11 protein-coding genes are annotated in these 13,629 nt (G+C 49.2%); 4 read left to right on the top strand and 7 right to left on the bottom strand.

Translation table 11 applies throughout. The features are described from left to right. Window positions 1-95 precede the first annotated feature (95 nt). Window positions 96-1,082: a diaminopimelate dehydrogenase gene (locus tag Q0W37_RS02870; protein ID WP_367186227.1), complete on the top strand. Its 987-nt coding sequence runs from the start codon at window positions 96-98 to the stop codon at window positions 1,080-1,082. Between the two features lie 121 nt (window positions 1,083-1,203). Here the strand turns inward: Q0W37_RS02870 and Q0W37_RS02865 are convergent, their stop codons facing one another. After that, window positions 1,204-1,935, bottom strand: a complete 732-nt coding sequence (locus Q0W37_RS02865) for an N-formylglutamate amidohydrolase (protein ID WP_297698587.1) — start codon at window positions 1,933-1,935, stop codon at window positions 1,204-1,206. Window positions 1,936-2,063: 128 nt separating this feature from the next. Between Q0W37_RS02865 and Q0W37_RS02860 the strand changes: the two genes are divergently transcribed. Continuing rightward, window positions 2,064-4,631: a fibrobacter succinogenes major paralogous domain-containing protein gene (locus Q0W37_RS02860; RefSeq protein WP_297698585.1), complete on the top strand. Its 2,568-nt coding sequence runs from the start codon at window positions 2,064-2,066 to the stop codon at window positions 4,629-4,631. Window positions 4,632-4,670: 39 nt separating this feature from the next. Continuing rightward, complete coding sequence (locus Q0W37_RS02855; RefSeq protein ID WP_297698582.1) at window positions 4,671-5,576, top strand: hypothetical protein; 906 nt, start codon at window positions 4,671-4,673, stop codon at window positions 5,574-5,576. Between the two features lie 145 nt (window positions 5,577-5,721). Here the strand turns inward: Q0W37_RS02855 and Q0W37_RS02850 are convergent, their stop codons facing one another. From Q0W37_RS02850 to Q0W37_RS02835, 4 genes are all read right to left on the bottom strand, one after another. Further along, entirely contained in the window at window positions 5,722-6,633 is a 912-nt protein-coding gene (locus tag Q0W37_RS02850) for an Rpn family recombination-promoting nuclease/putative transposase (protein ID WP_297698580.1), read from the bottom strand. Between the two features lie 199 nt (window positions 6,634-6,832). Further along, window positions 6,833-8,065, bottom strand: coding sequence for a glutamate-cysteine ligase family protein (locus Q0W37_RS02845; protein ID WP_297698578.1), 1,233 nt, complete (start codon window positions 8,063-8,065; stop codon window positions 6,833-6,835). 107 nt (window positions 8,066-8,172) lie between these two features. Continuing rightward, window positions 8,173-9,678, bottom strand: coding sequence for a RimK family protein (locus tag Q0W37_RS02840; RefSeq protein WP_297698576.1), 1,506 nt, complete (start codon window positions 9,676-9,678; stop codon window positions 8,173-8,175). 4 nt (window positions 9,679-9,682) lie between these two features. Next, window positions 9,683-10,381, bottom strand: a complete 699-nt coding sequence (locus tag Q0W37_RS02835; RefSeq protein ID WP_297698574.1) for a peptidase-C39 like family protein — start codon at window positions 10,379-10,381, stop codon at window positions 9,683-9,685. 191 nt (window positions 10,382-10,572) lie between these two features. Between Q0W37_RS02835 and Q0W37_RS02830 the strand changes: the two genes are divergently transcribed. Next, the gene (locus tag Q0W37_RS02830) at window positions 10,573-11,421 is read left to right on the top strand and encodes a hypothetical protein (RefSeq protein ID WP_297698572.1); all 849 of its coding nucleotides are present in this window, start codon (window positions 10,573-10,575) and stop codon (window positions 11,419-11,421) included. Between the two features lie 51 nt (window positions 11,422-11,472). On the opposite strand, the gene ffh is transcribed toward Q0W37_RS02830, so the two are convergent. Both ffh and Q0W37_RS02820 read right to left on the bottom strand, forming a co-directional pair. Then, window positions 11,473-12,837: a signal recognition particle protein gene (gene ffh, locus Q0W37_RS02825; protein WP_297698570.1), complete on the bottom strand. Its 1,365-nt coding sequence runs from the start codon at window positions 12,835-12,837 to the stop codon at window positions 11,473-11,475. 84 nt (window positions 12,838-12,921) lie between these two features. Then, window positions 12,922-13,620, bottom strand: a complete 699-nt coding sequence (locus Q0W37_RS02820; protein ID WP_297698568.1) for a CvpA family protein — start codon at window positions 13,618-13,620, stop codon at window positions 12,922-12,924. Window positions 13,621-13,629: the final 9 nt, after the last annotated feature.

Genomic DNA, 13,629 nt, shown 5'->3' with positions numbered 1-13,629 from the left:
TTGATATGAATTTCTCTCGCATCCCTAACCACTAACCACCAACCACTAACCACTTTTCCTATATTTTCTACGCAAAAATTTTTAACAAGGATATTATTATGGCAAAGATTGCTATTCTCGGTTACGGTAACCTCGGTCGCGGCGTGGAATGCGCTGTGAAGCAGGCTCCCGATATGGAACTCGTCGCTGTTTTCACTCGTCGTGACCCCTCTACGGTCAAGATTCAGACGGCTGGCGTTCCGGTGTTGAACGTTTCTGAAATGGAAGCTTGGAAGGACAAGGTGGACGTGCTCATCATCTGCGGTGGCTCTGCTACGGATCTGCCGGTGCTCACCCCGAAGTACGCTTCTATGTTCAACGTGATCGACTCCTTCGACACGCACGCCAAGATTCCGCAGCACTTCGCTGCTGTTGACGCTGCTGCCAAGGGCGCAAACAAGATTGCTATGATCTCTGTCGGTTGGGACCCGGGTATGTTCAGCTTGAACCGCGTGTATGCTCAGTCCATCCTTCCGGAAGGCAAGGACTACACGTTCTGGGGCAAGGGCGTTAGCCAGGGCCACAGCGACGCTGTTCGCCGTATCAAGGGTGTGAAGAACGCGAAGCAGTACACCTGCCCGGTGCAATCCGCTCTCGAAGCTGTGCGTAGCGGTTCCATGCCGGAACTCACCACTCGTCAGAAGCACACTCGTCTCGTTTATGTGGTTGCTGAAGAAGGTGCCGACAAGGCCTACATCGAAAACGCCATCAAGACGATGCCGAACTATTTTGATGAATACGACACCACGGTCAACTTCATCAGCGAAGAAGAATTCAACAAGAACCACAGCGGCCTCGCTCACGGTGGTTTCGTGATCCGTACCGGCAAGACCGGCATGAACAAGGAACACACGCATGTGATCGAATACAGCCTCAAGCTCGATTCCAACCCGGAATTCACGACGAGCGTTCTCGTGGCTTACGCCCGCGCAGCGCTGCGTATGAAGGCTAACGGTCAGACCGGTTGTAAGACCGTTCTCGACGTTCCGCCTGCATACCTCAGCACCTTGAGCGACGAAGACCTGAGAGCTCATTGCTTGTAGTCGGTATGAGCACGGCTCCCCGAAGGGAGCCTTTGAGTGAAAAAGTTCTAGGAATAATCCTAGAACTTTTTTGTTTAGAAGACTCAAAGTGAAACGAGCTCAAAGGCGCTTTGCGCCGACCTCATCGCTCATAGCTCAATAACTTCTGATTTATCTCAATCTCGATTCCCTCGTATTGCGGGCCGAATTTCTTGCGGAGCGTTGTGGTGAGGCCGTCGGAAGAGCCCTTGTACGGGTAGTTGAATCGTACTTTCATGGCGGGGTAGAGTCGCTTGATTTCTGCCTTGATGACGTTTGCATAGGCGCGTTCTTGCGGGCGACTCGGGTCGTAGAGAATTCCGATGTCGGTGTTGCGGACTTTGCCGTTCAATTCCGGCGTAAAACTGTGAATGCCTAGGTGTACTATGCTTGGCTTTGAGGTCCCTGAGCTTGTCGAAGGGCCGGAAAGCTTGTTGAAGGACCGAAGCGAACCATGCCGAAGTGTAGCTTCCACGTAATTTTCAATCGCGGCGCGATATTCGGTCCAATAGGCGGTAGCTTGTGCTTTCGCTTTTTCCGCTGCGGCTTTGTCGCGGACTTCAAGTTGCTTATAGAAATCGCTGAAGGCACTCTTGTTGGTAAGGGTTCGGTTCAAGTCCACGAACAGCCGCGAATATTTCCCTTCGCTGTAGAATTCGGGCTTCGCAAATTTCACCAGCTTGCGGAAAACTTGAACGGCTCCGATGTCGTAGGCGCGGTGAGTCTTCAATATTTCTGCAGGAACTGCATTTTTAAATACTGCGGGCAAATTGTTGCTCGCATGCTCGCAAGTAAGCATCAAAATCGATTCAGTCTGTTCGTTCTTTTTGACCATACATGGAATTCTAATAGTTGTCTACTCCTAGAAAATTAGAAATAAAAAATGAGTCTTAAAGAACGATGTGTAAAATAAGCTATATTCGAAATAAATTTTTTCCCCTGCAATAACTTGAGGATTATCCGATGATGAAAATCGTTCGCCCCATTGTATCAAAGTTACCCCTTACCATATCATCTTTGAACTCTGCTATGGGATTTTCACAATTAAGGTCCCTGAGCTTGTCGAAGGGCCGTTGCGTCGAAGGATCTCTTGCTGCAATCTTTATTGCAATCCTCCTCACGGCTTGTGGCGAAAACACTACCACCGAAAAAATCGTAGAAGTGGCGAGTGGCGGCACGGAAATTGTCGAGTCGGTCAAGGATCTTCCCAAATGCACCAAGGACAATCAGGGCGAACAGGCGCTTGTGAAAGGGGAATCTTCGGTACGCGTCTGCGTAGACGGCAAGTGGTTTGCGACTAAGGAGTCCGCGAAGGATACCGTGTTCTTGGCGGGTGATACGGTAGTTGTGGCGGGCGATACAGTCTACTTGAATGGCGGAGATTTCAGTTGCACGACCAAGGAGCTTAAGGATGGCTCGGGGATCAAGATCGTTTGCAACGGCGACAGCATTGGCGTGGTGCTAAATGGCGCGAAGGGCGACAAGGGTGATGCGGGGGCCGATGGTAAAAACGGAACCGATGGCAAAAATGGTGTTGGTTGTTCTATTGCCGCTCAGACGGATTCTTCGGCAACTATCAAGTGCGGCGACAAGTCGATGACTTTGAACTTGCGAACCGGTGGTGCGGTTGTAGACACGACTTCTAGCGATACTTTGGAACTGGACTCCGAGAAGGTTGCGATTTCGCTGGATTCCTTGGCGGGCTATTCGCAGAAGGGACCTTTCCTGACGGGTTCGAGGGTCTATCTGTATGAACTTACGGATGGCCGCACCCTGAAGCAGACGAACGGTAACTTTACGAGTGAAATCACAAGTGATGATGGCCGCTACAAGTTTAACTCGCGTAATTTGGTGAGCCAATACGCCTTGCTTGTTGTAGATGGTAAGTACCGTAACGAGATCACGGGGCAACCGACAAATACGTCAATCCAGCTGCAGGCTTACACCAATATGCTTATGCGTAAATCCGCAAACGTGAACCTGCTGACGCACCTCGAAAAAGAACGTGTGTATTACTTGGTGACGAAAGAAAAGATGACGGTGCGGGCAGCCAAACGACAGGCGCAGGCTGAAATTCTCGCGGCGTTCCATATCGATGCGAGCCAAATCAAGGCGGAATCCGAAGACCTCGATGTGTTCGGGAAGACGGACGCCGATGCTGCCCTCCTTGCCATTTCGATTCTTTTGCAACGGGATTCCAGCGAAACCGAACTTTCGGTGCTGTTGACGAATATGGCAAACGATTTGGCCGAAGACGGCACCTGGGATAATGCGGCAAAGAAAGCTGAAATTGCCGACTGGGTAGCCACGATTGATTCGAATGTTTCAACTTCGAAAAGTAAGCTTGCGACCTTCCGCAGCAACGTGAAGGGCTGGGGCCTCGGTGGCGGAAACGTTCCCGACTTCGAAAAGTTTGTCCGCAGGTTCTGGAGCGAACAGCTTGGCCTTGGCGTGTGCGGCAGCGATAGTGTTCGCGTGGGCTTGGTTAAGCACGTTCCGAATAAAGACTCTAAGAAATATTATGCGACCTCTTATACGGATGCGGCTAACAAAATCCGCTTTATCTGCGATGACGCTAGTTTGTACAGATGGCGTGCTGCTACGGATATCGAAAAAGATACCTTGGGGTGGGGTGCTGGTGATTTTGATGGCGAAGTTCGTAAGGGACAAATTAATTCATCCGTCTATTACATCTACGCAATGAGTAAGAAGGCTTGGCGGTATGCAACTACACTAGAAAAGGACACCTACAAAAAGACTTGTTCTGAAGATGGAACTCTGTTCTCTGGCAATGTTACTGATACTGTATATGTGTGCGATAATGGTAAGTTTAGGATGGCTAATAGCACGGAAATCAGTTATGGCAAGGGGTGCACAAGCCATAATTCTGGTGAACTATATATCCCTCACAAACAGTATTCCTATTACAAATGTAGTGCAAAAGGCTGGGAGTATGATTTTGAAAATCTGAACGTAGGCACATTGACTTATGGCGGCAAGACCTACAAGACCATCGGCATCAAGACCCAGAACTGGATGGCAGAGAACCTGAACTACGAAGTCGAAGGCCAAAGTTTCTGCTATAAAAATGAACCAGATAGCTGTGCCAAGTACGGTCGACTCTATACGTGGGCGGCGGCGGTAGGCAAAACCGAAGAAGAATGTGGCAAAGAAAAGACTTGTGGACTTACTGGCACAGTCCGTGGAATTTGCCCCGAAGGCTGGCACCTACCCAGCAGCAGCGAATGGAATACGCTTTATTCCGCCATGGGTAGCAGCCCCTATGCGATGCAGGCAAAGGGCGTGGCGAACTGGCCCGATGCGACCGACGCCTACGGGTTCTCGGCGCTCCCTGTTGGCTACTACGAAAATGGCTATTTCCCCGAAGTCGGCAAGCGCGCCTACTTCTGGAGTGCAACTGAAGTCAATATCTATTACGCCAACAATTGGTGCTTGGCTGCGGACTTTGCGAGTCTCAGCGGCGGCTTCCACAAGATCTACGGGTCCTCAATTCGTTGTGTAATGGACTGAGTTTTAACAAACTAAGATACTTTTGATAAGAGAGTAAAAATGAATTTTGTTAAAAAAGCTGTTCTGAATAATTGTCGTTTAGAAAATTTTCCTTTCACCAAAGAATTGGCAATGGAAAGTTTTCTACTTGAAAACGAAGAAGTCCTAGACTTTCAAGATGAAAATTTTCCTGCGCCTGAATATATGGAATGTGAATGTCATTTATCTAAAGGTCGAAAACGAAGTAATGGTCGTCTTGACATTGTTGCAAATTATAATAATGAGACCTTGGCGGTAATAGAATTGAAACTTAAATCTATAAATGATGTTGCAGAGTCGCAACTGAAAGATTATCTTGAGTCTTTGTCTTCTGAAAATTTGCAGAAATTAAATGAAAAAGTTCATCTTCCACTAGAAAATAAAAAAATTATAGGTATCCTTGCGGCAGAAGATGTTTCGCTTGATGTGAAAACAAAATTGATAGATGATTATAAAGTGACAAATAGTCTTTTGGATAAAAATTCTGTTGAAATTCCTGTTTTTGGAATTGAATTACGTCGTTTTAAAAACGGAACAGATACGTTTGTTTTTACAGATATATTTAGACCGCAGAAGTTGTCAAGGGACTACACGAAATATATATGGAATGGAAAAAAATATGCTAAAAATCGTCTTGTTCTAGAAATTGTTAGAGATTTTGTGTTAAAAAATCCAAAGATTAAATTTAACGATTTGCAAGCTAAATTTAACAGGGGCTTGCAGGGCTCCTTTGGCGTTGTTAATTATTTGTCCGATGCAAAAGCGAATGATGAAAAAAGGTGGTTCTGTAATTTAAAAGATGTACTCGTGGTTGAAGGCGCTGATGTTGTTGTTTGTAATCAGTGGAATAAGGATAATGTCCAAAAATTTATTAAACGTGCTCAAGAATTAGATGATGATTATATGTCAATAAAAAAGGTAGAGTGATTTGTAAATCATAAAATATGATTTATTTGTGATTGAAATGAATAAAGACTCAAACGAAAAATAATTCCTTTTTGTCATGACATTAGCTCAAACACGTACTCTTGGGAGTTTTCTCCCGATTGAAATATCGTTGCCCTAGAAGAACTTATGCAGAACAGGTGGCTTTGGCAATTTGGGCTTTGAGCTTAATAATGGTTTCGTGCGTGAAGTTGAATCGGCGCATAATAACGTCATCGGGAACGCCATCTTCTAGCAAACCAATGGCGATACTCTGAAGATTGGCCTCGTTTTCTTCTTCTTCAACTTCGGCGATGGACTTGTAGCCGTAAACTTCGCTGCACTTCTTGAAATCCATTTTAAACTGCTCCTTGGCCTCGCCGTTGAACCACTGCTTTAAATATACAAATGTTTGGGACAAAAATTCTTCTGCCTCGTCGCGGGGGAGTGACTTAAGCCCGGCCATGGCGGCCTTCAGATGTTTTTTGAGCTTTTCCCCATTAAAAACATACTTCAAAGCGACCAGCGCAAGCGCGATCTTTGGCGAAATCTGCGGAATTTCCTCGTCCTTGAAAATATCGCTTACGTCAACGACTTCCAACAGGAAGGGCAATCCAATCTTGTGATAGTATTCGGGATAGTTCGGGTACATTACCTCCTTTTCGATGTGCCAGGGGTCCTTTCCGTTGTAGAGAACGACAGCGACGGTCGGGATGTTCTTCTGGTTGCGGAACATAATCTGAAACCAGTACTTTACCAACTGCGGAATGATTCCCGAATCGGGATAGCTCTTGTGTTCTTCGATAAAGCCGACAAGAAGTTCAGCTTGCTTCGGCTCGTCACTTGCAATCTTTACGGTGAATGCCAAATCGCCGTCACCGTGGGTAACCGTGTCGCTGAATGCTTCGGAAATTTCTTGTAAAGTGTCGAGATTCACCGTTGCAAGAAACTGAGCAAGGTTACTGTTTTTACGAGATGCAAGGCGAAGAAGTTCCGCTGTGCGAACAGGATCCTTCAGCACCGAGCGAGCATACGAATCGTGCGAAAATCTTTTTGTCATAGATTCAACTCCATCAAGTTCAGGAGAGCAAATCTACAAAGAAAAAATGCCCATTTTTGAAAATGGGCGAATTTTGCAATCAAGTGTTTGCAGCAACTAACAGGTTGCCAACATAAGAAAAATTTACATTGAAAACAGCCTAGAGCTATTGAGATCCTTCGACTACGAGGCATCGCCTCTCCGCTCAGGATGACTCCGCTTATTCTTCCGTTCCGTACAGCTTGTTTTCCGCGAGGCAGTGGGCGAGTTTTCCGTATTCGTACACGAAGTCATCGTGGTCGGGATTTGCGCCGACATTCTTGACGAGAGTGCTGGCGAGTGTGCCGCGCTTGAACATCTTCTGCAGAAGTTCCTGCGAGTGGCTGCTGATTTTAGCTTTTACACGGTCGGTGATTTTCTGGATGAGTTCGCCGGCGGTAATTTCGCTCGCGTAATTTCCCCAAATTTTCAGGTAATTGCGGTCGCTAATCACGGTCTTTTCGGCGGATTTCGTAGTCGCGAGCAGAATCTTGGCAAGAGCGTCGGTGTCGAGAGCGCGAATTTCCTTTTCGTTTGCGAAAGCGCCTTCTGCAAGGCCCTTGAGTACAGCGACTTCCCATTCGGCAATCGCAATGTCTGCATCGGGGCATTCCTGAATGTCCACGAGGCGAATTTCTACGGCCCCGCGATCAAAGCGGGCGATAGCCCCGCGGCTATTCAAGAAGAAATGGTTCAGCAAATGTTCCGGATCGTAAGGAGCAATATCGGCCTTCACGCGATTGAAAATCTGCTCTTCGTAATCCTTGTAGGTAAAGACCGCTTCGGGAATTACCTTGCCGGTAATGCTCGGAATTTTCTCTTGATTGTGACGATAGGTTTCGATTCTGCCATCCAGGAATCCGCAGTATTTGCTGTCGAGGAATGGACTCGATGCCGCAATGGCGGGGATCAGCGGCAACAGGGCTCGGATTGCTCCGTGCAGTTTCCCGAATTCTTCATCGCCGTTAAAAGAAAGGTTGATATGTGTCGATTGCAGGTTCGCCCAACCGTGACCTTTGCAATTAAAAATGCGGTCGTAAGCCTGGTAAATGTCCAAGCAATCGTAGGGCCAAAGCTGCATCACGGCGGGATCCATAAAGGGGTGGGCTGCCGTCGGCAAAAGCATCGCGTTAATGCTCTTGAGCGATTCGTTCGCCTTCAAGATTTCATGATGGAATGTCTTGCCCAAATGCTTCAGGCTATCGACAGGTTCTGCGCACTTGAATTCCAGCACATGACTCACCAACTCGTTTGAAAGACCAATGGGCCCGTGCTCCACGTCCGAAAGCTGTTCGCCGTTCTTGTCTTTTCCAAGCGGGACATCAGCGCGGGGGAGTACATCAAGAGTATCACGATCCACGATCATGTACTCCATCTCGATGCCGTAACGTTGCCAAAGTTTGTAGTTTGTCATAAAAAATAGTGGTTAGTGGTTGGTGGTTAGTGATTAGGTTTTATAATTGCGGCGAAGCCGCCCTGTTTACGGGCTACGCCCTAACCACTGCATACTGTTTACTGCTTCTAAAACCATTCCCTTTCGTGCTGTTGCAATTTATGTTGCGCGGCGTTCATGCGGTCTTCGATGCGATGGCGCAGCGACCTCATGATGGCGAGGTAAACCTTGCTCTTGCCCACGCCATCTTCAATGCCCGCGTCAATACTCGGATTGTCATTCACTTCAATCACAATCGGGTGACCGTGCCATTCCTTCAAATCGACGCCATAGAGGCCGTTGCCGATCAGGCTGCAAATCTTGAGTGCGGTTTTCACGATTCCGTGAGGTACCATTTCAATCGGTACGCTTTCGCATTTGCCCGAAAATTCTTCGCTTTGCTTGTCGTTGCTTTCCCAGTTGTAAATCTGCCAGTGGCCCTTGGCCATGTGGTATTTGCAGGCGTAGAGCGGCTTGCCGTCGAGTACGCCCACGCGCCAGTCGAATTCCGTCGGCGTAAATTCCTGTGCAATCAGCAAGTCGCTGTGTTGGAACATTTCGTCGAGGATCTGCTCGAGTTCTTCCTTGTTGGTCGCCTTTTTTACGCCCATGGAGAAACTCGAATCCGGCGATTTAATCACCATGGGGAATCCGATTTCCTTCGCGAGCGTGTGACGGTTTTCGGCGTGTGCAATAATCGTCTTCGGTGAATGAATCTTGGCGGCCTGCATGAGTTCTTGCAGGTAAACCTTGTTGGAGCAGCGCAGGATGCTGTCGGGGTCGTCAATTACTGCAATTCCCTGCGACTGCGCACGGCGAGCGAAGCTATAAGTGTAATGGTTCACGTTTGTGGTTTCGCGGATAAAAATGGCGTCGAATTCGCCAACGCGAGGGTAATCCTTCTTGGTAATCATCTCCACGCGGAATCCCGTTTCTTCGGCGGCCTTGATAAAGTTCTGGATGGCCTGTGCATTGCTCGGCGGCTCGACTTCGTCGGGGTTCGTGAGAATGCCCAAGTCGTACAGGTAATCTTCTTCCTTACTGGAAGCATAGCGCGTTTTCTCGAAGTATTCCTGCGCAAACTTGTCGACGAATTCCATGTGCGATTCGGGAATTTCATCCACGCAAATTGGACGAATACTCTGGATAAACCACTTCTGCTTGAACACGAATTTTGCGCGCAGCAGAGGAGCCTGGAACAAACGGTAAAGTTCTTGTGAAAGCTCCAGGTACTGCGGGCTCACGTTCTGACCGAAGTAAATCGAAAGCACGAATTCGGTGCCAGTGAGCTTGTGCAGACTCTTTTGGATCAGATTGTCGATTTCGTCGGAGATATGCTTGATGACCGCCGGAGCCTTGAAGTCGCGCATATTCTTGACGCCCGGAATCACCTTGTGTCCGCGGGCTTCAGCCAGGAGCGAAACATAGTAGCCCTTGCTCTGGTAGTTGTAATCGCGGCAAAGGTTGAATACGCGCAAGTTGCGTTCGTTAGTGTATTTGCTCGAAATCAGGTAGTCCTGTGCCGAAATGATATCGATGCCCGGAACGTGTAACTTCCAGTGCTTGGGATTGTTTACAACGATTAACTTTTTCATGATCCTATTTCTTATTCTCTATAACAAGCACGTTGCCGTCGTAGGTCATGACGCCAAGCAAGATGCTGTGGAGCAGGCGGAACTTGTCCACCTTGTAGTAAGGAGTCTTGTGGAGGGGGTTGGTGCCGTCGGGGTCGGCGACCAAGAACTGTTTCTTGTCGTCAATGCCGTAAACGACCACGAAGTGCCCCATGGGTTCGCCGTGAATGTCGTCGAAGACGGACTTGTCATCGGCTCCGGTGAATTCGCGCATGCTGCGGTACAGGTAGGTTGCCGAAAGTCCGCACAGAACGGGCACGCCTTTCTTGAAGTACTTTTCGAACATGGCTACACGCAGGTCAGAAAATGCCACGGTTCCGCCCAAGTCGATAAAGCGGATGTATGCCTCAATAGCCTTGCGGAGCTTGGGGGCGTGCTTCGCCTTGTGCAAAAGTTCAAGCTTAGCCTTCAGTTCCGGCATGGAAAGCTCGCTCCAGGTGGGGTCCAAAAGCGTCAGGTTATACGAATGAATAGTCACCTTGAATCCACGTTTGAGCGCGTCGATTCCGAGGAAAACGCCCAGCGTTCCGCCGTCTTCCAAAAATTCAATTTCAGAAATCAGTTGCTTTAGAGAAATCTTGTAGCCGAGGTGGTTGTAGACCGCCTGGAGGCTAGTCGGCCCGCAGGTAACGTCGTCGGGCTGCTGTAGAATCTTGATGTCCATCGTTCTGCCTAATTTTGCCTTGTAGGTCGGGGGCGGTTCGCAGATACAATCCGCGCGTCCGTCTCCGTTCTCGTCTGGCGGCTGTCGGAAGGTTTTTCCGGGTCGTCGATGGCGTACCGTAAAGATACCAAAATATGTAAAATGGGGCAAGGGGTGGGGCTGTGCTTGATTCTTTTTACTATTTTCCGAGTATGAAATTTTCAAAGTCTTCTTTTGTTCTTGCGTTGTCGTTTTGCTGCAGTGTGCTTCTGAGCTGTGCCGGTAGCCAGGGCGGTTCCGAAGATGTCTCTGGCGATTCCAGCATGAAAGATGCTCCGTGTCAGGAATGTGGAACCCGCGGCGATATCGAACTCAAAATATCCGATGAAAAAATCTATCGCGAGTGGAACAAGAAAGCCTACAGTCGCATGGATTCCTCGGCGGTGTGGGGGGTGTTCCCGGCGCTTTCGATCAAGGCGGAACGCCCTCAAAAGTGTAAGTTCTGCCATAGTTTCAGCGCCGATGCTCTTGATTTTGACTTAGCCCGTATCGAAGATTCCCTGATGGTGAAGGCTTTCCCCAAGATGCGCCGCGAACTGATGCTTCCGGGTATGCGCCTTCCGGATGCGGATTCTTCTTATCTTGATAGTTTGTCAAAGATGTTGCTCACGTCCGTCTTTGCTGATGGCAAAAAGCTAAGTGACATGAGCCCGTGGCTGGAACGCGACGGGGTAGAGCAAGATATTTCCCGTGAACTTTCGAAGGATTTCAAGAATCTGCTGAATGCCTTGGCAAGCCGCTACGAACTGCGTTACCTTTCGATTCCTGTCGTGCTGAATGTGCGTATGGATACAGACTTGGGCAAGAGTGGTGGCTACACCTGGCAGACGCTCTGGACGCTCTGGGATGCCCGCTACGGCGAGCTTGTGTTCTTGGTATATTCAGAATTTACGGCAGCGACCACCAGTCGTGTGGCTCCTGAAAAAGAATGGGCGGAACCTTTCGCGTCCCGCCTCTGGAAAATGCTCTCTACTGACTTGAGCAAGTTAGAGAATCATTGATGTTATGCTGGTCCCGGCTCGCAGGCCGGGATAAACTCCGGCGGGCATCTCCTATTTCTTCTTCTTTTTCTTCTTGTCCTTAGGCGGGGTGTAGTTGCTTCCCACCTGGCCACCGTTGTTCTGCTTGCGGGCCATGTCGCCCACCTTCTTGAACATTTCCTTCATGGTCTCGTACTGCTTGATTACGGCGTTCACGCGACCGATTTCGGTACCGGAACCCTTGGCTACGCGTGCCTTACGGCTACCGTCCAGAATCTGCGGCTTCTTGCGTTCTTTCGGGGTCATGGAGCTGAGTACGGCTTCCACGTAAACCAGTTCCTTTTCGTCAATCTGGTCGATGGGGAGCTTGTTCAGGCCCGGAATCAGGCTCAGGATGTCCTTGATGCGGCCGAGTTTCTTGATGGTGCGCAGCTGGTTCAAGAAGTCGTTCAGGTCGAAGGTGTTGTTGAGAATCTTCTTCTTCAGGTCCTTCGCGTCTTTTTCGTCGATAACCTGCTGCGCCTTTTCCACGAGGCTAACCACGTCGCCCATGCCGAGAATTCGGCTGGCCATGCGGTCGGGGTGGAACAGTTCAATTTCGGGGAGCTTTTCGCCGACACCGATAAAGCAAATAGGCACGCCCGTCATCTTCTTGATGCTAAGCGCCGCACCGCCGCGGGTGTCACCGTCCATCTTCGAAAGGCAAACGCCGGTAAACGAGAGGCGTTGCCAGAAGGTTTCGGCGACGTTCACCGCTTCCTGACCGATCATGGCGTCGGCCACGAACAAAATTTCGTCCGGGTGAACGGCGTCGCGGGCCTTTTCGAGTTCCTGCATCAATTCTTCGTCAATCTGCAGACGGCCTGCGGTATCGTAAATCACCAGGTCAAATCCGTTATCCTTGGCGTACTGGTAACCGTGCTTGATGATTTCGACCGGATTTCCCTGGCCTTCGTCGTAAACGGGAATGCCGATTGACTTGCCGAGTACCTGCAGCTGCTTGATAGCGGCGGGGCGGTACACGTCGGCGGCCACCAGGAGCGGCTTGCGTTTTTTCTTGCTGCGCATCCAGAGGGCAATCTTGCCGGCGAAGGTTGTTTTACCGGAACCCTGCAGACCGACCATCATGATGCCCACCGGAGCGGGGCCCGAAAGGTTGATTTCCTTGGTTTCGCCACCCATCACGGCCACGAGTTCGTCGTGGATGATTTTCACAATCTGCTGACCGGGGGTCACCGAGGTAAGCACTTCGGAGCCCATGGCCTTTTCCTTGACGGCCTTTACGAAATCGCGGGTCACGTTGAAGTTCACGTCGGCTTCGAGAAACGCACGGCGCACTTCGCGCAGCGATTCGGCGACATTTTCTTCGGTGAGCTTGCCCTGCCCGCGCAGGTTCTTGAGAGTAGATTCTAGAGAGTCAGTCAGCTGTGAAAACATAGTGGGCGTAAATATAGTTATTAGTTCGTAGTTACTAGTTACTAGGGAATCAATTGATGCGTGAAAGGGGCGTAAAATAAAGCCCTATTCTTTATCTTGCATTTTGTCGACAGATTCCTGGACTGCATCCTGTGCCGCATCAAGCGCCTTGTCTGTAGCTTCTTTCACAATGTTGCTTGCCGCTTCTGCAGCCTTTTCGGTTGCTTTCTCGGCGGCTTCCTTTGCGACTTCTGTCGCTTTTTCAGTGGCCTTGTCTGCCATGTTCTTGGTGAATTCCGTTGCTTTTCGTTCGGCGACTCCCACTAAGTCGACTGGTTCCGAAGAATAACCCATTGCTTCTAGGCTTCCTTTATAGGCGGCGTAGGCAATAGAATCGTTGCGGGTTTCTTCGACAACACCACCAAAGGGGAGCATGTGCAAAATGGTGAGCAGCACAAAGCAAATAAGCAATGCCTTGAGTACGCCGAAAATGCCTCCGAGAACGCGGTCGACCTTGCCTGCTGCGGTTCCCGTAATGGCCTTGTTGACCATGTGACTTATAAAAAGTAAGGTCAAGAAGGGAATGATAAAACCGATGCAAATGCAGACGAGCGTTGTCGAAAATGCGCTGGTTTGGAGTGTTTCAGAAATCGTTTGCGAAAAATGGCTGTTTACAAAATAAGCGCCCCCAATGGCTGCCGCCCAGGCGAGCAGGCGGAAAATGCCACGCAGAAAACCGTGCCATATTCCTATGAGCATGAAAAAGAGGATGAGGACGAGGCTTACGATGTCAATAGCGTTCATAGATTTATT

The sequence above is a fragment of the uncultured Fibrobacter sp. genome (assembly GCF_947166265.1).
Classification (GTDB): domain Bacteria; phylum Fibrobacterota; class Fibrobacteria; order Fibrobacterales; family Fibrobacteraceae; genus Fibrobacter.
Note: the sequence above shows the minus strand (reverse complement) of the source record. Positions and strands in the feature narration are given on the sequence as shown.